25 protein-coding genes and 1 tRNA gene are annotated in these 25,767 nt (G+C 67.7%); 9 read left to right on the top strand and 17 right to left on the bottom strand.

The features are described 5' to 3' along the window. Positions 1–33: 33 nt before the first annotated feature. The 6 genes from TSH64_RS18095 to oxlT (TSH64_RS18070) all read right to left on the bottom strand — a co-directional run bounded on the left by TSH64_RS18095 (position 34) and on the right by oxlT (TSH64_RS18070) (position 5,951). Positions 34–426, bottom strand: coding sequence for an NAD(P) transhydrogenase subunit alpha (locus tag TSH64_RS18095; protein ID WP_345773861.1), 393 nt, complete (start codon positions 424–426; stop codon positions 34–36). A 40-nt stretch (positions 427–466) separates the two neighbouring features. Further along, the gene (locus TSH64_RS18090; RefSeq protein WP_109447010.1) at positions 467–1,636 is read right to left on the bottom strand and encodes a Re/Si-specific NAD(P)(+) transhydrogenase subunit alpha; all 1,170 of its coding nucleotides are present in this window, start codon (positions 1,634–1,636) and stop codon (positions 467–469) included. Positions 1,637–1,776: 140 nt separating this feature from the next. Next, entirely contained in the window at positions 1,777–2,274 is a 498-nt protein-coding gene (locus tag TSH64_RS18085) for a CBS domain-containing protein (RefSeq protein WP_109447008.1), read from the bottom strand. Between the two features lie 88 nt (positions 2,275–2,362). Beyond that, positions 2,363–3,391 carry a 2-dehydropantoate 2-reductase gene (locus TSH64_RS18080; protein WP_109447006.1) on the bottom strand — a complete coding sequence of 343 codons (1,029 nt, stop codon included), beginning with the start codon at positions 3,389–3,391 and terminating at the stop codon, positions 2,363–2,365. A gap of 226 nt (positions 3,392–3,617) precedes the next feature. After that, complete coding sequence (locus TSH64_RS18075) at positions 3,618–4,361, bottom strand: sulfite exporter TauE/SafE family protein (protein WP_109447004.1); 744 nt, start codon at positions 4,359–4,361, stop codon at positions 3,618–3,620. Positions 4,362–4,646: 285 nt separating this feature from the next. Continuing rightward, positions 4,647–5,951 (bottom strand): oxalate/formate MFS antiporter, encoded by a 1,305-nt coding sequence (gene oxlT / locus TSH64_RS18070; RefSeq protein WP_109447002.1) that lies wholly within the window; start codon positions 5,949–5,951, stop codon positions 4,647–4,649. A gap of 476 nt (positions 5,952–6,427) precedes the next feature. Between oxlT (TSH64_RS18070) and TSH64_RS18065 the strand changes: the two genes are divergently transcribed. Continuing rightward, positions 6,428–6,871 (top strand): GNAT family N-acetyltransferase, encoded by a 444-nt coding sequence (locus TSH64_RS18065; protein WP_109447000.1) that lies wholly within the window; start codon positions 6,428–6,430, stop codon positions 6,869–6,871. Positions 6,872–6,960: 89 nt separating this feature from the next. On the opposite strand, the gene TSH64_RS18060 is transcribed toward TSH64_RS18065, so the two are convergent. Further along, a complete protein-coding gene (locus TSH64_RS18060) occupies positions 6,961–7,284 on the bottom strand; it encodes a hypothetical protein (protein ID WP_247873010.1) in 324 nt (107 codons plus the stop codon). Positions 7,285–7,608: 324 nt separating this feature from the next. Here TSH64_RS18060 and TSH64_RS18055 point away from each other — a divergent pair, with 324 nt between their 5' ends. Then, the gene (locus tag TSH64_RS18055; protein ID WP_109446996.1) at positions 7,609–8,064 is read left to right on the top strand and encodes a CBS domain-containing protein; all 456 of its coding nucleotides are present in this window, start codon (positions 7,609–7,611) and stop codon (positions 8,062–8,064) included. A gap of 81 nt (positions 8,065–8,145) precedes the next feature. Continuing rightward, positions 8,146–9,075: a histone deacetylase family protein gene (locus tag TSH64_RS18050; RefSeq protein ID WP_109446994.1), complete on the top strand. Its 930-nt coding sequence runs from the start codon at positions 8,146–8,148 to the stop codon at positions 9,073–9,075. Between the two features lie 46 nt (positions 9,076–9,121). Here the strand turns inward: TSH64_RS18050 and TSH64_RS18045 are convergent, their stop codons facing one another. From TSH64_RS18045 to TSH64_RS18035, 3 genes are all read right to left on the bottom strand, one after another. Then, a complete protein-coding gene (locus TSH64_RS18045) occupies positions 9,122–10,852 on the bottom strand; it encodes a pyruvate, phosphate dikinase (RefSeq protein ID WP_109446992.1) in 1,731 nt (576 codons plus the stop codon). Beyond that, on the bottom strand, positions 10,849–11,427 hold the full coding sequence (locus TSH64_RS18040; RefSeq protein ID WP_109446990.1) for an NAD(P)-binding domain-containing protein: 579 nt from the start codon (positions 11,425–11,427) through the stop codon (positions 10,849–10,851). Before TSH64_RS18040 ends, TSH64_RS18045 begins: the two co-directional genes overlap by 4 nt. Before the next feature lie 154 nt (positions 11,428–11,581). After that, entirely contained in the window at positions 11,582–12,364 is a 783-nt protein-coding gene (locus TSH64_RS18035; RefSeq protein ID WP_109446988.1) for an NUDIX domain-containing protein, read from the bottom strand. 200 nt (positions 12,365–12,564) lie between these two features. On the opposite strand from TSH64_RS18035, the gene pyk reads away from it, so the two are divergent. After that, positions 12,565–14,031: a pyruvate kinase gene (gene pyk / locus TSH64_RS18030; RefSeq protein ID WP_109446986.1), complete on the top strand. Its 1,467-nt coding sequence runs from the start codon at positions 12,565–12,567 to the stop codon at positions 14,029–14,031. A gap of 60 nt (positions 14,032–14,091) precedes the next feature. Here the strand turns inward: pyk and TSH64_RS18025 are convergent, their stop codons facing one another. Continuing rightward, complete coding sequence (locus TSH64_RS18025; protein ID WP_109446984.1) at positions 14,092–14,781, bottom strand: GntR family transcriptional regulator; 690 nt, start codon at positions 14,779–14,781, stop codon at positions 14,092–14,094. Between the two features lie 154 nt (positions 14,782–14,935). Further along, a complete protein-coding gene (locus TSH64_RS18020; RefSeq protein ID WP_109446982.1) occupies positions 14,936–15,586 on the bottom strand; it encodes a thiamine phosphate synthase in 651 nt (216 codons plus the stop codon). Positions 15,587–15,995: 409 nt separating this feature from the next. Between TSH64_RS18020 and oxlT (TSH64_RS18015) the strand changes: the two genes are divergently transcribed. After that, on the top strand, positions 15,996–17,303 hold the full coding sequence (gene oxlT / locus TSH64_RS18015) for an oxalate/formate MFS antiporter (RefSeq protein ID WP_109446980.1): 1,308 nt from the start codon (positions 15,996–15,998) through the stop codon (positions 17,301–17,303). Between the two features lie 79 nt (positions 17,304–17,382). Here oxlT (TSH64_RS18015) and TSH64_RS18010 read toward each other — a convergent pair whose 3' ends face one another. The 4 genes from TSH64_RS18010 to TSH64_RS17995 form a co-directional block, all read right to left on the bottom strand. Beyond that, positions 17,383–17,793 carry a flagellar basal body-associated FliL family protein gene (locus TSH64_RS18010; protein ID WP_109446978.1) on the bottom strand — a complete coding sequence of 137 codons (411 nt, stop codon included), beginning with the start codon at positions 17,791–17,793 and terminating at the stop codon, positions 17,383–17,385. A gap of 202 nt (positions 17,794–17,995) precedes the next feature. Then, a complete protein-coding gene (gene panC / locus TSH64_RS18005) occupies positions 17,996–18,904 on the bottom strand; it encodes a pantoate--beta-alanine ligase (protein WP_109446976.1) in 909 nt (302 codons plus the stop codon). A 196-nt stretch (positions 18,905–19,100) separates the two neighbouring features. Further along, positions 19,101–19,265, bottom strand: coding sequence for a sugar tyrosine-protein kinase (locus TSH64_RS18000; RefSeq protein WP_098737443.1), 165 nt, complete (start codon positions 19,263–19,265; stop codon positions 19,101–19,103). Positions 19,266–19,483: 218 nt separating this feature from the next. Beyond that, positions 19,484–19,558, bottom strand: a tRNA-Val gene (locus tag TSH64_RS17995). Positions 19,559–19,764: 206 nt separating this feature from the next. Between TSH64_RS17995 and TSH64_RS17990 the strand changes: the two genes are divergently transcribed. Then, a complete protein-coding gene (locus tag TSH64_RS17990; protein WP_109446974.1) occupies positions 19,765–20,682 on the top strand; it encodes a DUF3108 domain-containing protein in 918 nt (305 codons plus the stop codon). Here the strand turns inward: TSH64_RS17990 and TSH64_RS17985 are convergent. Next, the gene (locus TSH64_RS17985; RefSeq protein WP_109446972.1) at positions 20,627–20,893 is read right to left on the bottom strand and encodes a hypothetical protein; all 267 of its coding nucleotides are present in this window, start codon (positions 20,891–20,893) and stop codon (positions 20,627–20,629) included. The two genes, TSH64_RS17990 and TSH64_RS17985, sit on opposite strands and share 56 nt — an antisense overlap. A 536-nt stretch (positions 20,894–21,429) precedes the next feature. Here TSH64_RS17985 and TSH64_RS17980 point away from each other — a divergent pair. From TSH64_RS17980 to glmS, 3 genes are all read left to right on the top strand, one after another. After that, on the top strand, positions 21,430–21,807 hold the full coding sequence (locus TSH64_RS17980; protein WP_109446970.1) for a hypothetical protein: 378 nt from the start codon (positions 21,430–21,432) through the stop codon (positions 21,805–21,807). 685 nt (positions 21,808–22,492) lie between these two features. Next, on the top strand, positions 22,493–23,845 hold the full coding sequence (gene glmU, locus TSH64_RS17975; RefSeq protein WP_109446968.1) for a bifunctional UDP-N-acetylglucosamine diphosphorylase/glucosamine-1-phosphate N-acetyltransferase GlmU: 1,353 nt from the start codon (positions 22,493–22,495) through the stop codon (positions 23,843–23,845). A 65-nt stretch (positions 23,846–23,910) separates the two neighbouring features. After that, entirely contained in the window at positions 23,911–25,737 is a 1,827-nt protein-coding gene (gene glmS / locus TSH64_RS17970; protein ID WP_109446966.1) for a glutamine--fructose-6-phosphate transaminase (isomerizing), read from the top strand. Positions 25,738–25,767 lie beyond the last annotated feature (30 nt).

Raw genomic sequence — 25,767 nt, 5'->3', positions numbered from 1 at the left:
AGATAGAGAAGGGCGGACAAGGTTTCCATGGTCTTACTTGCCCTTCTTCTTGAACATGGAGAGCATGCGCTGGGTCACCAGGAAGCCGCCGAAGATGTTGACGGACGCCAGGATGACGGCGAGGAATCCCAGGACCTTGGAGAAACCGAAGCCGGCCGGGCCGGCGGCGACCAGCGCGCCGACGATGATGACCGACGACACGGCGTTGGTGACAGCCATCAGCGGCGAATGCAGGGCCGGAGTGACGCGCCAGACGACGTAGTAGCCGACGAAGCAGGCCAGAACGAGCACCGTCAGGCCGGTAACGAAGAAGCTGCCATGGCTTGCCGCCTCGGTCACCGGGACCGGCGACAGCTGCGCCACTTGCACGGCCAGCGCGTCGACCTGATTGGTCAGCGCCGCCAGGGTCTGGCGGAACGCGGCGATGTTGCTTGCGGGATCCGGGTGTTCCATGGGATCCGCCTCCTCACGCGGGTTGCGCTTCGCGGGCGTCCGCGAAGGCAGGATGCACGATGGCGCCGTCGCGGGTCAGCGCGATGGCCTTGACGATCTCGTCGTCCCAGTTGACGGCCACACCGGTGTCTTTCCCGTGCAGCGAGGTCAGCAGCGCCAGCAGGTTCTTGGCGTACAAGAGCGAGGCGCTCTCGGCGATGCGGCTGGCATAGTTGGCGTGGCCGACGATCTTCACGCCGTTGGCCGTGGTCACCACCTCGCCCAGCTTGGCGCCCTCGACGTTGCCGCCCTGCTCCACCGCCAGATCGACGATCACCGAGCCCGGCTTCATCGACGCCACATGCTCCGCCGTCACCAGGATCGGCGCCTTGCGGCCGGGGATCAGCGCTGTGGTGATGACGAGGTCCTGCTTCTTGATGTGCTCGGCGACCAGGGCTGCCTGCTGGCGCTTGTAGTCGTCGGACATCTCCTTGGCATAGCCGCCGGCGGTCTCGGCCTGCTTGAACTCGTCGTTCTCCACTGCGACGAAGCTGCCGCCCAGCGACTGGACCTGCTCCTTCACCGCCGGGCGCACGTCGGTGGCCGAGACGATGGCGCCGAGGCGCTTGGCGGTGGCGATGGCCTGGAGGCCGGCGACGCCGACGCCCATGATGAAGGCACGGGCCGGCGGCACGGTGCCGGCGGCGGTCATCATCATCGGAAAGGCGCGGCCATACTCGCTGGCGGCATCGACGACGGCCTTGTAGCCGGCGAGGTTGGCCTGGGAGGACAGCACGTCCATGACCTGAGCACGGGTGATGCGCGGCATGAACTCCATGGCGAAGGCGTTGACGCCGGCATCGGCGTAGGCCTTCACATGGTCGCGGCTGTTGTAGGGATTGAGGATGGCGAACAGCAGCGCGCCCTTGCGGATCAGCGCCAGTTCGTCCTCACCACCTTCCGCAGCGATGAGCGGGCGCTGGACCTTCAGCACGATGTCGGCATCGGCCAGCGCCGAAGTCTGGTCGGCGGCGATGGCGGCCCCCGCCGCCTCATAGGCTGCGTCGGTGATGCTGGAACCGAGACCGGCCCCGCTCTCCACCACCACATCCAGACCGAGGGCTTTGAATTTCTTGACGGTTTCGGGAGACGCGGCGACGCGGCGCTCGCCCGGGCGGCGCTCCCTGGGTATCGCGATCTTCATGTCGTTTTGCTTTCGAAGGCCGGCCTTGGCGGCGGGCAATAATCGGCCCGCGTCCGGGCCAGGGCCGGATCAGGGCGGGCAAGCGCCGAAGCGGCAACTCGGGTGGGGCGGCGGACATGCGCCGGCCCCACCCGCAACACTCACTGGTTGGCGACGACCGGGAAGTCCCAGCCCTCGGCGGCCGTGGCGGCGGCCGTGGCGGCAGCCGTTGCAGCGGCGACCGGAACGCCCTCGCCCGACAACTCTTCCAGCTGGCGGCGGATCAGGTCGCGGACGCTGACGACGCCGACCAGGGTCGAGCCTTCCAGAACCGGAACATGGCGGATGCCATGCTCGTCCATCAGGCTCAGCACATGGCGCACGGAGTCCGACGGGCTGCAGCAGTAGGGATCGCGCGTCATCAGCGCCGACACCGCCTGCTCCAGGATGGCGGGACCGCGGTCGACCAGGGCGCGGACGACATCGCGTTCGGAAATGACGCCGACCACCGTGTTGCCTTCGGTGCGGCAGACGTCCTTGACCACCAGCGCGCCGGTGTTCTCCGCCTTCATCAGGCGCAGCGCGGTGGAGACCGTTTCATTGATGCGCACCATGCCGATGCGCGTGCCCTTCTTGCGGAGAATGTCCTCGACCTTCATGACGCTCCACCCCCCTTGAGGCGGCCGGCGCGGACCCTGTCCGGGTTTGCGCCGGCCGCGTCGCCTGACTTTGGTTGCCCTGACTTGGTTATTGGGCCGCCACCGCTTCCGGCGTGCGGGCGGGAGCAGCGGGCTGCGGCCGGCTGTAGCAGCCGGCGGTCTCGCCGCGCTGCTTCACCAGCGCCAGCACCACGTCGATGGTCGGCGTCGGCACGCCCACCATGCGGCCCATCTCCTGCACCACCGACAGCAGCGGGTCGATCTCCATCGGCCGGCCGCGCTCCAGATCCTGCAGCATCGAGGTCTTGTGCGCGCCCACCGCGGCGGCGCCGTTGATGCGGCGCTCCACATCGACGCGGAAATGGACGCCCAGCTTGTCGCCGATGTCCTTGGCCTCCAGCATCATCGCCTTGGCGACGGCGCGGGTGTCGGCATCGCCGCAGATGACTTCCAGCGTGCCGTGGGTCAGCGCGCTGATCGGGTTGAAGCAGAGGTTGCCCCACAGCTTCAGCCAGATCTCGTCGCGGATGCGGTCCAGCACCGGCGCGCGCAGGCCGCCGGCCTCCATCGCCTTCGACAGGGCGACGACGCGGTCCGACTTCGACCCGTCCGGCTCGCCGAGAGAGAATTTGTCGCCATAGACATGCTGGATGACGCCCGGCTCCACCACCTCGGTCGCCGGATAGACGACGCAGCCGATGGCGCGCTGCGGACCCAGGCCGTTCCATTGGACCGAGCCCGGATCGACGGTTTCCAGCGTGCGGCCGTCGAACTCGCCGCCGGTGCCGTAGAAATACCAATAGGGAATGCCGTTGACCGCGGTGACGACGGCGGTGTGGTCACCGAGCAGCGGTTGCATCGCGGGCACGACACCGGGGACGGAGTGGGCCTTCAACGCGACGATCACATAATCCTGCGGGCCGAGTTCGGCCGGGTTGTCGGTGCAGCGGGGGTGGACGACGGTCTTTTCCTCCCCCATCAGCAAGGTGACGCCGTTCTCGCGCATCGCCGCCAGATGCGCGCCACGCGCCACCAGACTGACTTCGGCACCTGCCTGATGCAGGCGAACGCCGAGGTAGCCGCCGATGGCCCCGGATCCGTAGATGCAGATCTTCATGCCGGATTCCCCTCTCCCCCGATTTCACTTTTTGAATGCTGTGGGGCTGGACGACGCCAGCCTGCCCACACCGGCCGCATCCATCGGCTGACCGGTTGCTTTGCAGCGGCATCCAACAGTCTGTCGCGCAAACTGTGTCTGGAGTTTGGTATACCACATACCGTATGTCAATGCGGAATGTGGGGGCACGGTTGAGATTGCGGACGCCGTCTACACCCCGTCCGGATCAGGCTCCCTTCGCAAAAAAGTACAGGGTCAGCACCGTTCCGATGATGACCACGAAGGTCTTCAGAAGCTTGGGATCGACCCGCTTCGCCCCCATGGCGCCGGCATAGCCGCCGGCCACCGCCGCCAGGGCCATCGCCACGGTTTCCGGCCAGGACACGGCGCCCGCGACGATGAAGGTGCCGACCGCCGCCGCGTTCATCAACATCGCCAGCAAAAGCCGCAACCCGTTCATGGCGTGGATGTCGCGCAGCCCGAACAGGGTCAGCGCCGCCAGCATCAGGAAGCCGATGCCGCCGCCGAAATAACCGCCATAGATCGAGATCAGGAACTGCACCACCAGCACGCTGCGACCGCCCAACCGCAGCCTGGAGACGATGCCCGGCGCATAGGCGCCGATGGCGAAGACGGAGGTCGCGAACAGCAGAAGCCAGGGCACGAAGCGGGCGAAAGTCGCATTCGGCGTCACCAGCAGAAGCAGCGCGCCCACCAGCCCTCCGACAAGGCTGAGGACGGCAAAGACCGGGACATTCACTTGGCCGCCGGCGGCGATCTCCCGGCGATAGGCCCAGCTGCTGGCCGCCTGCCCAGGAAACAGCGCCACGGTGCTGGAGGCGTTGGCGGCCACCGGCGGCACGCCGGCGAACAGCAGGGCCGGAAAGGTGATGAAGGCGCCACCCCCGGCGACGGCGTTGAGCGCGCCGGAACAGAAGGCCGCCAGCATCAGGACAAGAATACCCAACATGACCGACCCACCCCTTTCGATCCGTGTTGACGATGCAACCCGTATTCTGTATACAGAATATCAGTCTCCCAGCGTTCTCTGCCGGGACCTGTCAGTCGGAGGTGCGGGTCGTGGATGCGGTTCACGGCCTGCCCCCCAAAACGCGACAAACCGACACCGGGACCAATGCGGTGGTCCCGATGCCGGTTTGTCGTTTTTTCGGCGGTAACTGTTCCGCCCTTATTGAGAGTTCCGGCTGGCCCCCCGGTCAACGGGAACTCTCTCGGCGGACGGTCCGCGGTGCTTTCAGTCGGCGCCCTCGGCCGCCAGCTTGCCGACCGGCTGGGTGGTGTCCTCGGCGATCTGGCGGGCACGCATCGGCTTCAGGACGAACAGGGCCATGAAGGCGGCGATGGCGTTGACCGCGGCGGCGAAGAAGAACACCGCCTGCCAGCTGCCGGTGGAGGACACGATCACGTTGGCGAAGGGAACGACCAGCGACGCGGTGCCCTTGGCGGTGTAGAGCAGGCCGGCGTTGGTGGTGGCGAACTTCGACCCGAAGCTGTCGGCGCAGCAGGACGGGAACAGGCTGTAGATCTCGCCCCAGGCGAAGAACACCAGACCGGTCAGGATGACGAAGGCGACCGGGTTGTGACCCCACTGGTTCAGCGCCAGGATGCCGACCGCTTCGATGGCGAAGGCGACGAACATCGTGTTTTCACGGCCGATATGATCGGACACCCAGCCGAAGAACGGACGGGTCACGCCGTTCAGCACGCGGTCGATGGTCAGGGCGAAGGTCAGCGCCGGCAGGGTCAGGCCCATGATGCTGACGGGCATGCCGTCGAGGTGGAAGTCCTTGGCGATCGGGCCGAGCTGGGCGGTGGCCATCAGACCGCCGGCGGCGACCATGACGAACATCAGGTACATCACCCAGAAGACCGGCGACTTCAGCGTCTCCTGCGGGGTGTAGTTGCGGCGGCTCTGAACGATGTTGCTCTTGGTCTTCGGCAGCAGGGCCGGGTCGGCTTCCTTCAGGAACCAGGCCAGCGCGAAGACGATCAGGCCCTGGCCCAGACCGAACACCAGGAAGGTCTGCTCGAAGCCGGAGGTCTGGATCATGTTGGCGATCGGAACGACCGTCAGGGCGGAACCGGCGCCGAAACCGGCGGCGGTCAGGCCGGCGGCCAGGCCGCGGCGATCCGGGAACCACTTCAGCGCGTTGCCGACGCAGGTGCCGTACACGGCGCCGGCACCGACGCCGCCCACGGCCGCACCGATGTAGAGCAGCGCCAGCGAGTCGGCGAACGAATTGATGACCCAGGCCAGGGCGCACAGGATGCCACCGACCACGACGACGATGCGGGGACCGAACTTGTCGACGAACCAGCCCTCGACCGGCACCAGCCAGGTTTCGGTCACGACGAAAATGGTGAAGGCGATCTGAATGGCGGCACGGCCCCAATGATACTTTTCATCGATGGGGTTGACGAACAGCGTCCAGCCATATTGCAGGTTCGCAATCATCGACATGCAGATCACGCCGATGACCAACTGCATCCAGCGGCCGCCGAGCGGTGCTCCCTGCGCCTCCGAATTCGTATGCTGCATCTTCTATCTCCTCCTAGGAAGCGGTTCTCTGCCGATTCGGGCGTCGCTTCTGTTTTGATGCTTTAGGCGTTTTCTTTGGATGTCTTCTGAGATGCTTCGGAATTTGATGCTGTTGTTTGCTCTGAGTGACAGCGCGGCGGGGATGCGGCCCCGGGGCGCTGCACTGCTGTGGGAGGCGGATTTTCGCCCCCCGCCAAATCGGTGCGGTCCTGATCCGATCTGGAATTATCAATATGGTATACCAGATGCCGAATGCCGCGCAAGTGATTAGTGGAAGGCACGAACTGTTTCCGCAGGCTGCATTCGTGCCGTTGCGGGGCCTGCCGCCGGCTGTTGGTTTTCCGGCACGCGGAAAGTGTGGCAGGCCAGCTTTCGGCCGGACAATCTACTGGCATATGGTATGCCAGCGCCAGGGACGGACCGCCGGCGCCGATGCCATCCGGGCAGAACCCATATTGATTAAGGAGTCGACCGCCATGGACCAGCAGCAGAACATTGAGATCGTCGTGGCGCGTGACGATGCCGATATCGCCGCCAGCTACCCGATCATGAAGGAGCTGCGGACCCACATGACCGACCCCGAAGCCTACCGCGCGCAGATCCGCCGCCAGATGGACGACGGCTACAACCTCGCCCTGCTGCGGCTGGACGGCGAGATCGCCGGCTGTGGCGGCTTCCGCGTCCACGAGACGCTGTCGCGCGGTCGCTATATGTATGTCGAGGATCTGGTGACCAGCTCGGCCAAGCGCTCCTACGGGCTGGGCGACAAGCTGTTCGACTGGCTGGCCGGCGAGGCGCGGGAGCGCGGCTGCGCCCAGATGGAGATCATCTCCGGCATCCAGCGCGGCGAGGCCCACCGCTTCTACCACCGCAAGCGGATGACCATCAAAAGCTTCCAGCTGGTGCTGCCGCTCACCTGATCGGGGAAAGACACCCGAAGACCGGAAACGAAAAAGACGGCCCTTGGGAGGCCGTCTTTCTCACGATGACAGGAAGGAAGAGGCGCGGATCAGAAGGCGCGCGGGAAGCTCGCCCAGGCCGGACCCGGCGGCAGTTCGTCTTCGGGTTCCTTGAGATCGGCTTCGGTCGGATTGGCGAGGCGAAGGGGGGCTGAGGAAAAATCGCGCTGCGTCTTGCCCGCATTGGCGATCTGCATCGACAGAATATAATGGACCGTGCCGCCGAAGACGGACAGCACAAGCGCCAGAACCAGCATTTCCAACATGTTCATCGCTCCAGTGTCTCGGTGGGGTTTTTTTTGTTTGGTCGGCTTCGGCGTGACCGTTCCGTTATGACGCAGCGCAGCAATTGGTTCAAGTTTTTTGGTATACAAGGTACATGATGCCGGACATGCGCATACCGCATGCCTCCGTCCATTTGCATGCGTAACAAACATATCGCATTACCAACTGTTGCGCTGTGCTGCGTTGGTATCATGAGCCAACAGAGCGCAGCCCGTTGCGCTGCACCATCGTATGAGACGGCCTGAAAATTAGGGCCGCCGCCAACATTGGCCATCGAAATTGTTTGATTGGCGTACAGTATTTGGCATACCATATTCAAAGCAAGACGCCCGGCCGGGCGCCCTGCCGGCCCTGAAGACGGGCCGCCCCACAGATGGCTTTCCCGCCAGCCGCAGCCGATCAGGAGTCCCGCCATGAAGGTCGAACACATCCTGCGCACCAAGCAAGCCCGCGTCGTCGCCGTGCGGACCAGTGCGACGGTCGCCGACGCCATCCGCCTGATGAAGGCGGAGAACATCAGCGCCCTGGTCGTCAAGGACGTCTGCCGCACCGAAGGCAACACGCTGGCCGGCGTCCTGTCGGAGCGCGACATCGTGCACGCCCTGCTGGAGCGCGGCAGCTCGCTGATGACGATGCCGGTGTCGCAGCTGATGACGCGCCAGCCGGTGACCTGCGCCCCGTCCGACAGCGTGCGGCAGGCCTTGCAGCTGATGGAGCAGCACCACATCCGCCATCTTCCGGTTCTGGAGGACGGTCATCTGGTCGGCGTCGTCAGCGCCCGCGACTTCACCCGGCTGCAATTGCAGGAGCTGGACGGCACCGTCACCGCGGTCGCGGAACCGCCGTCCGCGGCCACCTACGCCCACTGATCCGTCTTACCCACCCCACCCGACCGCGGCGCCGCCGGCACATCCAGTCCGGCGGCGCCTTTGCCATGGGAGTGACCCTCCGTGACCACCCTGATCTTCACCCATCACGACTGCTTCGCGCACGACACCGGCCCCGGCCACCCGGAGGCGCCGGAACGGCTGGCCGTGGTGTGGCAGGTGCTCGATCGGCCGGAGTTCCGCGACCTGGAGCGCCGGTCCGCTCCCGAAGCGGATGTGGAACAGCTGTCGCGCGTCCATGAACGCGCTTACGTCGATGCGGTTCTGGCCGCGGTCCCGGCCGACGGCTATCAGCGGCTGGACGGCGACACGCTGCTGTCGCCAGGGTCGCGCGGCGCGATCCTGCGGGCGGCCGGGTCGGTCTGCGCCGCGGTCGATGCCGTGCTGGCCGGCGAGGCGACCAACGCCTTCTGCGCGGTGCGCCCCTGCGGCCACCATGCCGAACCCGCCCGCGCCATGGGGTTCTGCGTCTTCAACAACATCGCCGTCGGGGCGGAGCATGCCCGCAAAATCCATGGGCTGACCCGCGTCGCGGTGGTCGATTTCGACGTGCATCACGGCAACGGCACGCAGGCGATGTTCGCCGACGACCCCAACCTGTTCTTCGCCTCGACCCACCAGTCGCCGCTCTATCCCGGCACCGGCAATTCCTGGGAGCGCGGCGTCGACGGCAACATCCTGAATCTGCCGCTGGAGCCCTACAGCGGCTCCGTCGAGTTCCGCCAGGCGGTGGAGCGCGTCATCCTGCCGGCGCTGGAGGCGTTCCAGCCGGAACTGCTGCTGATCTCCGCCGGCTTCGACGCCCACAAGCGCGATCCACTGGCGCAACTCGGCCTGACGACGGAGGATTTTGAATGGGTGACGCGCAAGCTGGTCGAGCTTGCCGACCACGTCTGCGGCGGGCGCGTGGTGTCGGCGCTGGAGGGCGGCTATGACGCCACCGGTCTGGCGGAAGGCTGCGCTGCCCATCTGACGGCGCTGATGCGCGCCTAAGGAGCGCTGTATGGGGAGCAGGCGCGCAAGCCTGCCCCCTGTCCTCTCAATCCGTCGCCAGCCCCACCCCGCAGGCGCGCGCCCAGTCCAGCAGCCGGGCGGTCGCGCCGTCCGGGGCCGGCCGCTGCAACGGGGCAGCCCCAAGCACCACGGCGCCGTTGCTGCCGTCGATGGTCAGCAGGTCGCCGGTGCGGACGGTCACCTCGCCGACCCGCATCACCCCCTCCTCGACATCGATGCGGAGCATGCGGGCGCCGCAGACGCAGGGCCGGCCCATGCCGCGGGCGACCGTGGCGGCGTGGCTGGTGAAGCCGCCGCGGGCGGTGACGATTCCGACGGCGGCCTGCATGCCGTGGATGTCCTCCGGCGAGGTTTCCGGCCGGCACAGGATCACCGGCGCCCCACCACGGGCCAGCCGCACCGCCTCGTCGGTGGTGAAGGCGGCCCGGCCGGTGGCCGCTCCGGGAGAGGCCGGCAGGCCAGTGGCGATGGCCGCCGCCAGGGCATCGGCCGTCAGGGTCGGGCGCAGCAGCTCGTCCAGCGCCTGCGGATCGACGCGGCGCACCGCCTCGTCGCGGGCGATGATCCCCTCCTCCGCCAGATCGACGGCGATGCGGACCGCCGCCTCGGACGACCGCTTGCCGCTGCGCGATTGCAGGATGAACAGGCGCCCGCCCTCCACCGTGAACTCGATGTCCTGCATGTCGCCGAAGGCGCGCTCCAGCCGGTCCGCCACCGCGCAAAGCTCGGCATAGGCCGACGGCAGGCGGCATTCCATGGAGCGGCCGGGATTCGCTTGGCTGGCGCTCAGCGGGTCGGGGTCGCAGGTACCGGACACCACATCCTCGCCCTGGGCGTCGGCGAGGAACTCGCCGCACAGGCCGGGGGCGCCGGTCGAGGGGTCGCGGGTGAACAGCACGCCGGTGCCGGAATCAGGCCCGCGGTTGCCGAACACCATGGCCTGCACCGTCACCGCCGTTCCCAGATCCTCCGGAACGTCGTGCAGGGCGCGGAAGGCCACCGCCCGCGGGTTCATCCAGGACCGGAACACCGCCGCCACCGCCAGACGCAGCTGTTCGGCGGGATCTTGGGGGAAGGGCCGGCCGCAACGGGTCTCCACCAGCCGCAGGAAGGACGGCAGCAGGGTGCGCCAGTCCTCCGCCGTCAGGTCGCCGTCACGCTGGAGCGCCCGCTCCTCCTTGTGCTCGTCCAGCAGCGCCTCGAACCGGTGGCCGGGCACGCCCATCACCACGCAGCCGAAGGACTGGACCAGCCGGCGATAGCAGTCATAGGCGAAGCGCGCGTCGCCCGACGTCGCCGCCAGCCCCTCGACGCTGCGGTCGTTGAGGCCGAGATTGAGGATGCTGTCCATCATGCCGGGCATCGACACCGCCGCACCGGAGCGGACCGACAGCAGCAGCGGACGCTCGGCATCGCCGAAACGCCCCCCGGCCTGCCGTTCCAACGCCAAAACGGCGCCGTCAATCCGCTCGGTCAAGCCGGCCGGCAGCGCATCCTGCGCCCCCAGCCCGCGCCCGGCCTCCGCGGCGATGACGAAGCCCGGCGGCACCGGAATGCCCAGCGCCGCCATCTCCACCAGACGCGCGCCCTTGTTGCCCAGCCGCCCGACATCGGCCCGGCCATCGCCCGGTCCGGCGCCCAGCCCAGCCCCGAAGGGCACGATCACGTCCGGTACGGCGGCCCGAACGAGAGCGGCCGGGACGAGCGCGGCGGGATGGCGGAGCGTGGCGATGTCGGGAGCGGTCAAGCTGTTCATGATGCACTCAACATGGGTTCGGCCGGCCCGTCGAAGGCCATCAGACGCAGCAGCCGGTGCAGTCCATCCGGATCGTCGTTCTTCCCGTCCGCAGTCCGGGCAAGATGCGCCCGCTGCCCGTCACCGGGTCCGCCGGCACGAACGACGCCATCGCACAACAGCCGCAGCAGCGGTTCGGCCCGCGCGCAGGCCGCATCGCTGCCGCCCAGATCGATGGCAAAGCCGGGGATGAAGCCGGGGGAGAGCGGCGCATCGACGGTCAGGACCCCCATGCCGGACAGCCGCGCGGCGTTGGCCGAAGCCTCGGTGGGCGGGAGGCGGGACAGGTCGATCACCAGCGTGCCCGGCGGCAGGGCGCCGGCAAAGCCGTCATTGGCGAAACGGGCGTCGCCGAACAGGGCGGCCTCGACCGCGCAGGCATCGGGCAACAGCATCATCACGACGTCGCACATCCCGGCCTGGTGACGGAACGCGCCGCGGCCATGGCGGTCGTGATGCAGCCGGTGCCCGGCCTGCCGCAGCCTGTCCATGATCGCATCGGCCATCTCCCCGTTTCCGACGAACCCGACATCCATTGCGCGATCCTCCTGCCTCCGCCCCTGCCGCCATTCCCCTCAGCGGGATCCGGCACCGTGCGTCAGCCTGGAGATTGATTGCGCATTCCGCGTCGCACAATAGCACCATCGCGCAATTTTCACATCGCGGAAACCGGTTCCGACTTACCTAATCTTACCCAAGCCTAACATTTTCGGCCGGGGTCTCCAGTGGCGAAAAGCCGCAGCCCTCCGGAATGCGGAGCACCGGACCGGTCTGGGTTTCAACCAGACGCGGCATGATCGGCGGCGGAAAGTCGGGCCCGGGACGGCCAAGGGCCATCGCCGCCGCCCTGTCGGCACAGTCCGCCAGCCGCAGCAGGGTCATCCGGGTGGCGTAGACCAGCCGCCGCTGTCCGGCCCCGGCCTCCGCTAGAAGGCGGCGCGGGCTCGCCCACAGGGTTCCGACCGCCTCGCCGCCATCGCAGACCGGCTGCTGCCCCTCCGGTGCCGGAGCCAGATAGAACAGCGTGTCGAAGCGGCGCGGCAGCGTCTCCGGCGTCACCCAGCGCGCCAGCGGCGCCATGCAATCGAGGGCGGGGACAGCGCCCATCCGCGCCAGCGCCGCGGCGAACCCCTCCCCCGCCGCCAGGGCGCAACGCAGGTCATCGAGCGCACCGGACGCCAGGGGATCGCGGGTCAGCAGCACGCCGCATTCCTCCACGCACTCCCGCAAGGCAGCGACGCGGTGCGCCAGATCGGCCGGCGGACCTCCATCCAGCCAGTGACGGCGCCAGAGCGGATCATGGTCCATCGCCTCCAGCCGGCCGCCGGGGAAGACGGTGGCGCCGGGGGCGAAGCGCAGGCCGGCGTGGCGTTCCATCACCAGCAGTTCCAGCCCCTCAAGCCCGTCCCGCAGCAGGATCAGCGTGGCGGCGGGATGGGGCGGAACGGGGCTTTGCGGCGCGGTCTCGGGCATGCCCCAGTGTCGCCGACGGGCCGGCCGGCTGTCCACGTGCGGCGGGTGGAACCACTCTCACGATGCGGAATAAGGATCGGGCGCCGTTTGACCGTCCGGCCTAGGACTTCCAGCATCGGGCCAACACCGACCCTCAACTCATCATCGTTCGCCAGTCCCGCCCCTTTTCGCAAAGGGCCGGGCGGAGGAAGGCTGTCGTCATGCCGTTTCACCGCAGCACAAAGATCGTTGCCACGCTGGGCCCCGCCAGCTCGTCGGAAAGCCAGATCACGGCGCTCGCCCGGGCGGGCGTGAATGTCTTCCGCCTGAACGCCAGCCACGGCACCCAGGCCGAACATGCGGAGCGCTTCGCCCGCATCCGCGCCGCCGAAAAGGCCGTGGGCCGGCCGATCGGCGTCCTGCTCGACCTCCAGGGGCCGAAGCTGCGGGTCGGCACCTTCGGCTTCGGGCCGGTGGATCTCGCCATCGGCGACCGTTTCCGCCTGGATCTCGACCGCCGGCCGGGCGACAGCCGCCGCGTCTGCCTGCCCCACCCGGAGGTGTTCGCCAGCCTGGAGGCCGGCCTGGACCTGCTGCTGAACGACGGCCGCATCCGTCTGCGCGTTCTGGATTGCGGCCCCGACTTCGCCGAGACGGAGGTGGTGGCCGGCGGCACCCTGTCCGACCGCAAGGGCGTCAATGTGCCGGGTGCGGCGCTGGCGCTCAGCGCCCTGTCGGAGAAGGACCGCAGCGACCTCGCCTTCGGGCTCGACCTCGGGGTCGACTGGATCGGCCTCAGCTTCGTCCAGCGGCCGGAGGACATCCTGGAAGCGCGCGAGCTGATCGGCAACCGCGCGCATGTGATGACCAAGATCGAGAAGCCGGCAGCGTTGCCGACGCTCGACCGCATCATCGAGCTGTCGGACGCGGTGATGGTGGCGCGCGGCGACCTCGGCGTCGAACTGCCGCCGGAGGACGTGCCGGGCCTGCAGAAGAAGATGATCCGGCTCAGCCGCGCCATGGGCAAGCCGGTGATCGTCGCCACCCAGATGCTGGAATCGATGGTGTCGGAGCCGACCCCGACCCGCGCCGAGGCCTCCGACGTCGCCAACGCCGTCTATGACGGGGCCGATGCGGTGATGCTGAGTGCGGAGTCCGCCTCCGGCCGCTATCCGGTCGAGGCGGTCGCGATGATGGAGCGCATCGTCCGCCGGGTGGAGGGCGACCCGCTCTACCGCCGCATCATGGATGCCGACCATCCCAGCCCGGAGGCGACCGCCCCCGACGCGCTGACCGCCGCCGCGCGACAGGTGGCGGAAACCATCAGCGCCGCCGCCATCGTCACCTACACCACCACCGGCTCGACCACGCTGCGCGCCTCGCGCGAGCGGCCCAGCGTGCCGATCCTCGGCCTCAGCGCCAACGAGGCGACGGCGCGGCGGCTGTCGCTGGCCTGGGGCGTCCATGCCGTGCTGACCGACGACGTGGCGAATTTCTCGGAGATGGTCGGCCGTGCGCTGACGGCGGCGGCGGAGACCGGCATCGGCAAGTCCGGCCAGTCGCTGGTGATCACCGCTGGCGTTCCCTTCGGCACGCCGGGCAAGACGAACTCGCTGCGGGTGGTGACCATCGACGGCGACGATGTGCCGAAGCTGGAAACGGCGCAGAAGGAGGCGGTGCCCGCTTGAAGGCGAGCTGCGGCCAGGGCGGCGGGAACCGCCCTGGGCCCGGTCCTCACTCCCAAACAGTCATTCCAGGAAGTCGCAGTGCTTCTCCACATGCGCGGCCAGACCCATGGTGTGCTCGCGCACCAGCCGTTCGGCGAGGTTGGCGTCGCGGTCCTCCAGCGCCTTGATGATGGCGCGGTGGTCGTGGATGGAGCGCTCGGCCCGGTCCTCCTGGCCGATGGTCAGCTTGCGGATCGCCCGCATGTGGATGAACAGGTTGTCGGTGACGTCCTGGATCAGCTTCGACCCGCTCAGCTGGATGATGCTCTTGTGGAAGGCGATGTTGGCGTCGGAATATTCGCCGACATGGTCCTTCGGGCTGCGCTGCTCGAAGCTGCCGAACAGGTCCCACAGCTTGTGGATCTCGGCGGCCGGGGCATGGTCGGCAGCCATGCGGGCGGCCATGCTCTCCAATGCGGCCCAGACCTGGATCATCTCGACGATTTCGGTCTTGGTCTTGCGGACGACGAAGATGCCGCGGCGCGGTTGCAGGCGGATGAAGCCCTCCTGCTCCAGCAGGGTCAGCGCCTCGCGGATCGGGGTGCGGCTGACGCCGAGCTTGTCGCTGAGCTGCCGCTCGTCCAGCCGGATCTCGCGGTCATGGTCATAGATGTCCATCTCCGTGATCGCCTGCTTCAGCGCGTGATAGACCTGACTGCGGAAGGTGGTTCCGGTGTCGAGGGGCTGGACGTTGAGAGCGGGAAAGGTCATGGAGTGGATGTCCTCATGTCTCGCCGGACGTTGCGGCGCAGCCGGGCGGGTCCCCGGTTCGGGACCTTTCGCGTTTTCGTATCCTACATACCAGATGCATGCAAGCCGCTGAGATGTCCAGGGGGGCAGGCGTGAATTGCGCCCACGGCCGGCCTCAGCGCGGCAGATCGTCTCCCTCCGGCGCCAGCGCTGCCAGCAGAGGCGCCAGCGCCTGCGCGTCGCGCATCGCCAGCCCCATCACCGCAACGCCCGCGGCCCCGGCCGCCCGGCATCCGGCCACCGCATCCGCCCGGTCGAGACCGCCCAGCCCGATCACCGGCACGCCGCAGCGCGCCCCGAGATCCACCCATCGCCGCACACCCGCTTCGCCCAGGCAAGGACCGTAGCCCGGCTTGCTGGCGGAGGGGAAAACCGGCGAGACGGTCACATAATCGGCCTGCCCGGCCGCCCGCTCCATCGCCGCCGCACCGTCCGAGTCGTGGAGCGACAGCCCGATCAGGGCCCCGGCCCCGAGCAGCGCGCGCGCCGCCGCAGGGTCGCCGAGGGCTGGCAGATGCACCCCGTCCACGCCGGCCGCGGCGGCCAGCGCCGGATCGCCATGCAGGGTGACGCGGGCTCCCCACGGACGGGCGCATGCAATCAGTGCGCGAGCCAAATCCAGCCTTTCCCTATCCGGCAAGTCCTTGTCCCGCAAGGAGAGCCAGCGCACGCCACAGGCGAACAGACGCTCCGCCACCTGCGGCAGCGGCCGGTCGGCCAGCCGGCGGTCGGTGATCGCCAGCAGCGGCGGCTCGGGCAATGGCATGGGATGTGAGACGGGAGGTGAAATGGCGCCGCGTCCTTCCGTTGGGCCGGTCATCATCGCAGGGCCCGTCTCTTTCGGCCAGTTCCGAGACGGTCATTTTCCCACTCTACGGAAATCCAATGGATACAAATCGACAATCCGCATGCCCGTTGTCCGTCCGGCAAATGGTTCGTATTGACATCATCCGTTAAACTGATGATCGTAGGGGCGGGCATGGGGCATTTGGCATGCCAGCAACCCTAAGTTGGTGGTAGAGAGCCCCAGCCCGTCACCTTTTTTCCGGACCGGACCTCAGAACGCAACGATGCGGCCACACCAACACTGCGGCCACGCGGGAGCCCGGGGTCCGGCAATCCGAACGAAACATGTCGCCGAACAGAACATGTCGGGTGCAATGGGGAGGAAGGACATGGTGCGTGACACGCACGGCAATACGGCCCAGGTCGCACCCTGGGGCGGGCGCTGGATGCAGCTGGCCATTGGCATCGTCTGCATGTCGATGATCGCCAACCTGCAATATGGCTGGACCCTGTTCGTCGAGCCGATCGACGACAAGCATGGCTGGGGCCGCACCGCGATCCAGGTGGCCTTCACCATCTTCATCGTCACCGAAACCTGGCTGGTGCCGGTCGAGGGCTGGTTCGTCGACAGGTTCGGTCCGCGCATCGTCGTGCTGGTGGGCGGCGCGCTGTGCGCCCTGTCCTGGGCCTTGAACGCGGTGGCGGATTCGCTGACCCTGCTCTATCTCGCCGCGGTGATCGGCGGCATCGGCGCCGGCGGCGTCTATGGCACCTGCGTCGGCAATGCGCTGAAATGGTTCCCCGACCGCCGCGGTCTGGCCGCCGGCCTGACCGCCGCCGGCTTCGGCGCCGGCTCCGCCCTCACCGTCGTGCCGATCGCCACCATGATCGAGACCTCGGGCTTCGAGAACACCTTCATGACCTTCGGGCTTGGCCAGGGGATGGTCATCCTGGTGCTGGCCTGGTTCATGGCCGACTCGCCAAAGCACGGCTACGGGCAGGCGCGCGGCGGCTCCGCCCCGCAGCGCCGCCACTACACCCCGCAGGAGATGCTGCGGACGCCGGTCTTCTGGATCATGTACGGCATGTTCACCATGGTCGCCGCCGGCGGCCTGATGGTGACGGCCCAGCTCGGCCCCATCGCCACCGACATGGGGCTGATCGATGCCCCGGTCAGCATCCTGGGCCTGACCCTGCCGGCGCTGACCTTCGCGCTCTCCATCGACCGGGTGATGAACGGCATCACGCGGCCCTTCTTCGGCTGGGTGTCCGACCATATCGGGCGCGAGAACACCATGTTCATCGCCTTCACCATCGAGGCGGTGGGCGTGATGGCGCTCAGCGCATACGGTGCCGACCCGGTCGCTTTCGTCATCCTGACCGGCCTGGTGTTCTTCGCCTGGGGTGAGATCTTCAGCCTGTTTCCGGCCTGCTGCGGCGACACCTTCGGGTCGCGCTTCGCCGCCACCAACGCCGGCCTTCTCTACACCGCCAAGGGCGTCGCCGCCCTGCTGGTGCCCGTCGGCAACCTGATGGTCGAGGCGACCGGCAGCTGGCAGACCGTCTTCTACAGCGTCGCCATCGTCAACGCGCTGGCCGCCTTCCTCGCCCTGTTCGTCCTGAAGCCGCTGCGCGCCCGCTATGTCGCGGCGGCCAGCAACACCGCCCCGCGCCTGACCACCCGGCTGGCCGACTGAAAACCAACCGAACGGCTGCACGAGCCGCCCGGCCTCTGCGGACAGTCCGCGGGGGCCGGGCTTCTTTTTTGGGGAGTTGCTACCTGACCACCATCCGGTCGAGCAGGATTTCCCTCACCCGCACCCCGCGCAGTTCGCGGTCGAGGACCCCGGCAATCGTGCTTTTCATCAGCATCGCCCCGTCGGCGCCGGTCAGCTGCTGCGGGTCGAGCTGGCGCATGCGGTCGGACAGCCGGTCGGTGATGCGGGGGACATAGGGGTCGGCCACCTTGCCGTCCACCGACGGGTCGATCTCCAGCAGCACCTTGACGTCCACCATCCGGGCATCGTTGCCGCCCAGGCTGAAGGTCATCAGCGGCAGCGCCGCGTATTTCTTGTCGGGTCCCAGCTGTGTCTGGGAAGCCGGGGCGCGGTTGCGGGTGGCGACCAAAGCGGCGGTGCCCCCCAACGCCGCCAGCACCAGCAGCAGGCCGGTCAGAAGGATTGGCATCAGGGAAACCGTTTCCCCCTGCCGGTTGCGACGAACGAGCCGCAAAGTGGCCTTTCCGCCCCCATCGCGGGGACCACGAAACCCATCGGGGATCCTGCCCGTCCGGGAATGCTAGGCGCACAACAAATGCCGGTCAAATGCCGATCATGCCGGCAACGGCCAATGTTCAGGCCCCAAATGTTGGGGCCCAATCTTCGGCCGGTCAGCCGGCGGGGATCACCGGCACATTGTCGATCAGCCGGGCCTTGCCCATCCAGGCGGCGGCCAGCAGGCGGGCCGGCCGGGTGACGGCGCTCACCGGCTCCAGCGTTTCGGCGTCGCGCAGCTCGACATAGTCGATGGTGCCGAAGCCGGCCTCGGCAATGCGGCCGCGGATGCCGGTCAGCGCGCCATCGACCTCCGCCCCGGCCGCCAGCGCGGCGGCGGCGGCGGTCAGCGCCCGGTTCAGTTCGGGCGCGCGGGCACGCTCGTCGGCGCTGAGATAGGCGTTGCGCGAGGACATGGCGAGCCCGTCGGCCTCGCGCACCGTCGGCAGCCCTTCGACCCGGACGGGAATGTCGAGGTCGCGGGTGAAGCGGCGGATCACCATCAGCTGCTGATAGTCCTTCTCGCCGAACACCGCCACGTCGGGCAGGGCCTGGAGGAACAGCTTGGTCACCACCAGCGCCACGCCGCCGAACATCTGCGGCCGGAAGGTGCCGCACAGCCCCTCCGACGGACCGCCGACCGAAATGGCGGTGGCGAAGCCCTGGGGATACATGGCGCGCACGGTCGGCGCATAGAGCGCATGGCAGCCGGCCGAGGCCAGCTTGGCGGCATCGCCGTCCTCATCGCGCGGGTAGCGGTCGAAATCCTCGTGCGGGGCGAACTGGGTCGGGTTGACGAAGACGCTGGCCACCACCCGGTCGGCAAGCTCGCGGCCGCGCCGGATGAGGCCAAGATGGCCGTCATGCAGGGCGCCCATGGTCGGCACCAGTGCAACGGTCAGCCTCTCCCGGCGCCAGGCGGCGACCTGCAACCGCAGATTCTCGACCGTCCGCAGGACCGGCAGGGTGCCGGCGGACAGGGTGCCGATCGGATTGGAAGACGACGAGGCGGCGGTCGGTGTCATGGCGTCGGTCCTTGGCACAGCGAAACGGGCGCTGGATACCCCGACGGACCGTTCCTGTCCAGAAAAGCTTTCCGCAGGACAGACTGTTGCCGAACCGTCATGGTTCGGCAGCCGCGGCGGAGAGGGCGGCCTCCCTCTCCGCCGCGGTTCCGGATCAGCTACCGGCTATCGGCGCTTGGCCATCAGCGCTTGGCCATCAGCGCTTGAAGGTGATGCCGACCAGATAGGCCAGATTCGCCCAGGCGAGCAGAGTCGCCAGCAGCGCGGTGAAGGACGGCACCAGGATCACCGAACCGATGATGACGGCCAGGACGGCGACCAGCAGGGCGAGAGACAGCAAAGCGATACGGGTATCGTCCATGTGAGTTGGCTTTCCGAAGCGGGTGACAGGAATGATGCCCTGTCTAGCCTATTGCAGCGCAAAAGGGGCTGATCTGCGTCAATCGACCGCGGGATCGCCCATTACATAAGGATTTTGCGATGTTGGCTGTGCCGGTCCGCGCCAGCGCACGCAACTGCGGTCAGACAGGAGCGGAAAGCAAAAAAGGCTCCGGACGATTGTCCGGAGCCTTTTTTTAATGGTGGGCGCGACAGGGATTGAACCTGTGACCCTTCGCGTGTGAAGCGAATGCTCTCCCGCTGAGCTACGCGCCCGAACCCTGAAACTCTGTACCGAACTCTTTTGCGCCGCGACCGTCTTTCGTCGGCCCCGCCGCTGCGGTGGGCGGGTTTCTACGGCCTTCCCCAACGGGTGTCAAGCGTCAGATTCATCCCCATCTTAAAAAAGATTGCCCACCCGAAACGACACCCCCGAAAACGTCGCCCCCGAACCGACACGACGACCGCAGGAGCTTTGGACCGTGCCCCAGCCCAGCCCCCGCCGCCTTCCCCGCCATCTCCCCCGCCATCTCCTCTGCCATCTCCTCTGCCCTGCCCGGACGGCCCTGATTGCGGCCGGCCTCTCACTGCCCCTGCTTCCGCTGGCAACGGCCGTGGCGTCGGCGGAGCCGGTGAAGGCGACCTACCGGGTCTTCGTCGGCGGGGTGACCGCGCTGGACGTGAATGCGACGCTGGACGTGGCCGGCGACCGCTACCGCATCGCCGTGTCGGCGGTCACCGGCGGCACCATCGGCCGGCTGTTCAGCTGGCGCACCGACTCCGAGAGCGACGGCCATGTCCGCGGCGACGATCTGCGGCCGGACAGCCACCGCCAGACCAGCCAGCTGCGCGGCGAACCGCGCAACGTCACGCTGACCTACGGACCGCAGGGCGAGATTTCCACCAGCGTCACGCCGCCGGCGGACAAGGACGACCGCGAGACGGTGCCGCCGGACCTGCAGCGCGGCACGCTGGATCCGCTGACCGCCGTGCTCGACCTGCTGTTCGCGGTGGGCGCGAGCGAGGGCTGCGACCGGTCGCTGCCGGTGTTCGACGGCCGCCGCCGCTACGACATGGTGTTCAGCGAGGTGGGGCGGCGGATCGTCGACCCGTCGCGCTACTCGATCTTCTCCGGCGTCGCCCAGCAATGCCGCGTGAGCTACAAGCCGGTGGCCGGCTATGCCCGGTCATCGTCGGGCGGCCGCTTCTGGCAGCGCAACAATCCTGCCGACCGGCCGCCGGTCAATCTGTGGCTGGCCCCGGTCGCCGCCGGCTATCCGCCGCTGCCGGTCCGGCTGGAGACGGACAGCGATTTCGGCAGCGTGGTGGTCCATCTGACCGGCGTCACGCCGCCAGCGGCAGACCGCCGGGCCGGAGCCTCGCCGCAGACCGTGCGCTGACCGCGGCAGCCGGCCCGGCCGGTCCCGTTGTGGATCGGGTGTCCAGGACCAGATCGGACAGCGCGATGCCGGCCCGCCGCGCCGCGTCGCTCAGCGCCGTGGCCGACGGCCAGAGGAAACAGCCTTCCAGCTCGAGCATCCTGCCGTCCAGCAACGCCGCAAAGCCGCCAAGTTTGCCCATATGAACGATCCGAGCCATGCGAGAGGCCATGGTGGAGTTCCTTCCCATCGGCTGCCGCCATGACGCTGGCCGGACGGCCGCGAAACACGCCGCCGTCCGACCCGCACCCGGCAGGTTTTTGATTGATTGTCGTGCCTGCCGGCTGCGGCCAACGTCAGCAGCAGAACGGTGAAAGCCAGCGAGCCGGCTGTCAGGGCATCGTCCTGCATCATGGCGCGTCCTCCCCCGGATCGGCGTCCCGTCGCCCGGCAGCGCCGGATCGACCCTTGCCAGTCTAGGGGCTTTGCGGTTCCGGCACGCGGGTCCTGAGGGATACCCCTTCCGTTCAAAGGGATAGTATCGGTGTATGTACCCGTCGCTATCCGAACCCGGATCGCCCCACGGTCGGTGGACATCGCGCCTCGAACCTACTGTCGGTTGAAGCCATCACAGGTTAATGACAAAGTTGAGACCGTATGCAATGTCCACCCAGGCCCCCGAGTTACCGTCTCGGGAAATGTTCCGGACCACTCACGGCTGGAGGGCTTCGCACAGTGCCGGCAATCAAAGGGAACACCGTCGTTGTGTTGGAGCAGAACGCCGTTCTGCGCCTTGGCGTCGAAGCATTGCTGGAATCCTGGGGATGCCAAGTCGTTTCCGGCGACAACCTGGATGACATCATTGCCGACACCAGGGCAGACAATCTCCGTCCGACGGTGTTGCTTCTTCCTCCGACGAACGGCCAGGAAACCGGCGACCAGCTGGCCAGCCGCTTTGAAGCCGAAATCGGCTACCCCCTGCCATGGATCGGCATCACCGGGGATTCCAGCCTTCTGCAACGCTGGAAAGCCAGCGCCTTCAGCGGAATCCTGCTGGAGATGCCCTGCTCGCCCGAGACCCTCCGGGCTGCCCTGCTCAAGGCGCTGCGGCAGAAGGACGGATCTTCCGGCCCTCCCACAGCCTGAAAGCTCCCTGCACCGCGCCATGGTGCCGGCAGCCGTGCATTGGCCAGACGTCATCGGACCTCGCCGGCCGGACGGCGGCATGACTATGACGGCTCTGCGGTCCTGGCTACTCGGAAAAAGACCGTGTAGCCGGCTGTTGGTACCGTGCCGCGCGGACCTAAAGGCCGAATTGACGCAGGGGAAGCGAAACGCTACTTCGGTGACAATACTGTTCAACGCCGCTCCCGGACACCTCCGGGACAGAATAGGATTTGGCGGCGCCCTGATCCTGGCAAGAAAAATCAGCCGGAACTGAAAGGAAACATTTCCGTGATCTGTGAAAGGAATCATCCTCTCTGCCGGCGGAATTCGGACGTCCTGCCCTGGAGATCACGACCGTCATCGGATACATGTCACTGAAGGATCACGAAACCCATGCGACCGGGCGAACCGGCGGGAGTCATGGGGGAACCGGGCAGGTAACCCGTTGGAAACATTTGTTTATTGCAGATTGAAACAAAAGTTGACTTGGGCTTCCATGCTGTGCTGTGGCACACCATTCTCGGAAATGCGGATGGTGCGGCGCCCACTCCGGTAAAAGCGCCGTCCTTTCCAGCAGCGATGTCTTAACGTTTACCGGCTCAAGTACGGCGCCTTCATCGACCGGCTTTCCCTTCCACTTCAAGGCTCGACCAGGAACATCACCATGGCCCATCGTCCGCTCGCCTGCGTGATCCTCGCCGCCGGCAAGGGCACACGCATGAAATCCGATCTGCCCAAGGTGCTGCACCGGGTTGCCGGCCGGCCGATGGTCGGGCATGTGCTGGCCGCGGTGAAGACGCTCGACCCCGACCATGTCGTGGTCGTGGTCGGCCCCGGCATGGACAGCGTGGCCGCCGCCGTCGCCCCCTACCCCACCGCGGTCCAGCACGAGCAGCGCGGCACCGCCGACGCCGTGCGCGCAGCCTTCGGCCTGCTGGAGGGCTTCACCGGCGACGTCATCGTGCTGTACGGCGACACGCCGCTGGTGACGCCGGACACGCTGCGCGCGCTGGTGCAGGCGCGCCGGCAGGCGGCCGACCCGGCCGTGGTGGTGCTGGGCATGCGCCCCGACGATCCCGGCGCCTATGGCCGCCTGATCCTGAACGCCCGCGGCGGGCTGGAGAAGATCGTCGAATATCTCGACGCCAGCGAGGAGGAGCGCGCGGTCACCCTGTGCAACGCCGGGCTGATGGCGTTCGACGGCGCGCGCATGGTCGACCTGATCGGCAGCGTCGGCAACGACAACGCCAAGTCCGAATATTACCTGACCGACGTGGTCCAGATCGCGCGCCGCGCCGGCATGGCCTGCGCCGTGGTGGAGGCCGCCCCGGCCGAGGTGGTCGGCGTCAATTCCCGCGCCGAGCTGGCGGAGGTGGAAAAGCTGCTGCAGCGCCGCCTGCGCAAGGCCGCGATGGACAACGGCGCCACGCTGATCGACCCCGACAGCATCTTCCTCAGCGTCGACACCCGGCTCGGCCGCGACGTGGTGGTCGGCCCCGGCTGCTTCTTCGGTGCCGGCGTGACGGTCGCCGACCGGGTGGAGATCAAGCCCTACTGCCATCTGGAAGGCGTGCGCATCGACAGCGGCGCCGTCATCGGCCCCTATGCCCGGCTGCGCCCGGGTGCGGAGATCGGCCCGGACGCCCACATCGGCAATTTCGTCGAGGTGAAGAACGCGGTGATCGAAGCCGGGGCCAAGGCCAACCATCTGACCTACATCGGCGACGCGCGGGTCGGGGCCAAGGCCAACATCGGCGCCGGCACCATCACCTGCAATTACGACGGCTTCTCCAAGAGCCGGACGGAGATCGGCGCCGGGGCCTTCATCGGCTCCAACAGCGCGCTGGTCGCCCCGGTCGTCATCGGCGACGGTGCCATCGTCGGCGCCGGCAGCGTGGTGACGATGGCGGTGGAGGCCGACGCGCTGGTGGTCGCCCGCGGCAACCAGAAGGCGTACGCCGGCTGGGCAAAGCGTTTTCGCGAACGGAAGCAAAACGAGAAAGCAAAAAAGGCGTAGGATCGGTCCGGGATCCGTTTCTCTCCGGCTCGTCAGCCGGCACCTTTTTCAGGAGCATCAGGTCCATGTGCGGCATCATCGGCATCAACGGCATCCACGACGCGTCCCCCCGGTTGGTGGAGGGCCTGCGCCGGCTCGAATACCGCGGCTATGACAGCGCGGGCGTCGCCACCCTGGTGAACGGCCATATCGAGCGCCGCCGCGCCGAGGGCAAGCTGGCCAACCTGGACATGAAGCTGCGCGACCAGCCGCTGTCCGGGACGGTCGGCATCGGCCACACCCGCTGGGCCACCCACGGCGGCCCGACGGAGAACAACGCCCACCCGCACGCCACCAAGCGTGTCGCCGTCGTCCACAACGGCATCATCGAGAATTACCAGGAGCTGAAGGACGAGCTGACCGGCCACGGCTACGTCTTTGAAAGCGCCACCGACACCGAGGTGATCGTCCATCTCGTCACCTACTACCTGGACCGGCAGGGCATGACCCCGGTCCAGGCGTCGGCCGCCGCCTTCAAGCGCTTCACCGGCGCCTTCTCCCTGGTGCTGATCTTCGCCGGCGAGCATGAGCTGATGATCGGCGCCCGCCACGGCACGCCGCTGGCCGTCGGCTATGGCGACGGCGAGATGTACCTGGCCTCGGACGCCTTCGCGCTGGCGCCGCTGACCAACCGCATCTGCTATCTGGAGGACGGCGACTGGGTCGAGGTCAGCCGCACCGCCGCCATCGTCCACGACGCATCCGATGCGGTGGTGGAGCGGCCGGTGAAGACCACGGCGGTGTCCGGCGCCCTGATCGGCAAGGACGGCTACCGCCACTACATGCTCAAGGAAATCTACGAGCAGCCGCAGGTCATCGGCGACACGCTGAACGCCTACATCAACCCGGAGACCGGCACTTTCACCCTGCCGGACTTCCCGTTCGATCTGGCTGGCGCGTCGAAGCTGACCATCGTCGCCTGCGGCACCGCCTATTACGCCGGCTTCGTCGCCAAATACTGGTTCGAGACGCTGGCCCGCATCCCGGTCGAGGTCGACATCGCGTCCGAGTTCCGTTACCGCGAGGCGCCGCTGCCGCCGGGCGGCATCGCCCTGTTCATCTCGCAGTCGGGCGAGACGCTGGATACGCTGGAGGCGCTGCGCTATTGCAAGCGCCAGGGCCAGAAGATCCTGTCGATCGTCAACGCCCCGGAAAGCACCATCGCCCGGGAATCCGACGCGGTGCTCTACACCATGGCGGGGCCGGAGATCGGTGTGGCCTCGACCAAGGCCTTCACCACCCAGCTGACCACGCTGGCCTGCCTTGCCGTCACCGTCGGCCGCGCCCGCGGCGCCATCGACCAGGAGCGGATGCAGCAGATCGCCCACGCGCTGCGCGAGGTGCCCGCCCGTGCCGCCGACGTGCTGGCCCATGACGAGCGGCTGAAGGAGCTGGCGCAGGAGGTGTCGGAAGCCCGCGACGTGCTGTATCTCGGTCGCGGTGCCATGTATCCGCTGGCCCTGGAAGGGGCGTTGAAGCTGAAGGAGATCAGCTACATCCACGCGGAAGGTTACGCCGCCGGCGAGTTGAAGCACGGTCCCATCGCGCTGATCGACGACAATGTGCCGGTGATCGTGCTGGTGCCGTCCGACGCCCTGTTCGAGAAGGTCGTGTCGAACGTGCAGGAGGTCTGCGCGCGGTCGGGCAAGGTGCTGCTGCTGGCCGACCGCAAGGGCATCGACAAGCTGAAGGACAAGGTCCGCTGGTCGGTCGAGCTGCCGGCCTGCGACCCGCTGGTCGCCCCGCTGCTCTACGCCATCCCGGTGCAGCTGCTGGCCTATCACACCGCCGTGCTGAAGGGCACCGACGTGGACCAGCCGCGCAATCTGGCAAAGAGCGTGACGGTGGAGTAAGCGGGGCGTTCTCCGCGAACAAAGTGTCTG

This window comes from Azospirillum sp. TSH64 (genome assembly GCF_003116035.1).
GTDB lineage: Bacteria > Pseudomonadota > Alphaproteobacteria > Azospirillales > Azospirillaceae > Azospirillum.
The sequence above is the reverse complement of the archived record's forward strand: the minus strand, read 5'-3'. Positions and strand labels throughout refer to the sequence as shown.

Excerpts from the sequence above, each read along its gene's own strand:
- TSH64_RS18090 (WP_109447010.1), bottom strand. The coding sequence starts at position 1,636 with ATGAAGATCGCGATACCCAGGGAGCGCCGCCCGGGCGAGCGCCGCGTC.
- TSH64_RS18085 (WP_109447008.1), bottom strand. The coding sequence starts at position 2,274 with ATGAAGGTCGAGGACATTCTCCGCAAGAAGGGCACGCGCATCGGCATG.
- TSH64_RS18080 (WP_109447006.1), bottom strand. The coding sequence starts at position 3,391 with ATGAAGATCTGCATCTACGGATCCGGGGCCATCGGCGGCTACCTCGGC.
- TSH64_RS18075 (WP_109447004.1), bottom strand. The coding sequence starts at position 4,361 with ATGTTGGGTATTCTTGTCCTGATGCTGGCGGCCTTCTGTTCCGGCGCG.
- oxlT (WP_109447002.1), bottom strand. The coding sequence starts at position 5,951 with ATGCAGCATACGAATTCGGAGGCGCAGGGAGCACCGCTCGGCGGCCGC.
- TSH64_RS18065 (WP_109447000.1), top strand. The coding sequence starts at position 6,428 with ATGGACCAGCAGCAGAACATTGAGATCGTCGTGGCGCGTGACGATGCC.
- TSH64_RS18055 (WP_109446996.1), top strand. The coding sequence starts at position 7,609 with ATGAAGGTCGAACACATCCTGCGCACCAAGCAAGCCCGCGTCGTCGCC.
- TSH64_RS18045 (WP_109446992.1), bottom strand. The coding sequence starts at position 10,852 with ATGAACAGCTTGACCGCTCCCGACATCGCCACGCTCCGCCATCCCGCC.
- TSH64_RS18040 (WP_109446990.1), bottom strand. The coding sequence starts at position 11,427 with ATGGATGTCGGGTTCGTCGGAAACGGGGAGATGGCCGATGCGATCATG.
- TSH64_RS18035 (WP_109446988.1), bottom strand. The coding sequence starts at position 12,364 with ATGCCCGAGACCGCGCCGCAAAGCCCCGTTCCGCCCCATCCCGCCGCC.
- pyk (WP_109446986.1), top strand. The coding sequence starts at position 12,565 with ATGCCGTTTCACCGCAGCACAAAGATCGTTGCCACGCTGGGCCCCGCC.
- TSH64_RS18025 (WP_109446984.1), bottom strand. The coding sequence starts at position 14,781 with ATGACCTTTCCCGCTCTCAACGTCCAGCCCCTCGACACCGGAACCACC.
- TSH64_RS18020 (WP_109446982.1), bottom strand. The coding sequence starts at position 15,586 with ATGCCATTGCCCGAGCCGCCGCTGCTGGCGATCACCGACCGCCGGCTG.
- oxlT (WP_109446980.1), top strand. The coding sequence starts at position 15,996 with ATGGTGCGTGACACGCACGGCAATACGGCCCAGGTCGCACCCTGGGGC.
- TSH64_RS18010 (WP_109446978.1), bottom strand. The coding sequence starts at position 17,793 with ATGCCAATCCTTCTGACCGGCCTGCTGCTGGTGCTGGCGGCGTTGGGG.
- panC (WP_109446976.1), bottom strand. The coding sequence starts at position 18,904 with ATGACACCGACCGCCGCCTCGTCGTCTTCCAATCCGATCGGCACCCTG.
- TSH64_RS18000 (WP_098737443.1), bottom strand. The coding sequence starts at position 19,265 with ATGGACGATACCCGTATCGCTTTGCTGTCTCTCGCCCTGCTGGTCGCC.
- TSH64_RS17985 (WP_109446972.1), bottom strand. The coding sequence starts at position 20,893 with ATGGCCTCTCGCATGGCTCGGATCGTTCATATGGGCAAACTTGGCGGC.
- glmU (WP_109446968.1), top strand. The coding sequence starts at position 22,493 with ATGGCCCATCGTCCGCTCGCCTGCGTGATCCTCGCCGCCGGCAAGGGC.
- glmS (WP_109446966.1), top strand. The coding sequence starts at position 23,911 with ATGTGCGGCATCATCGGCATCAACGGCATCCACGACGCGTCCCCCCGG.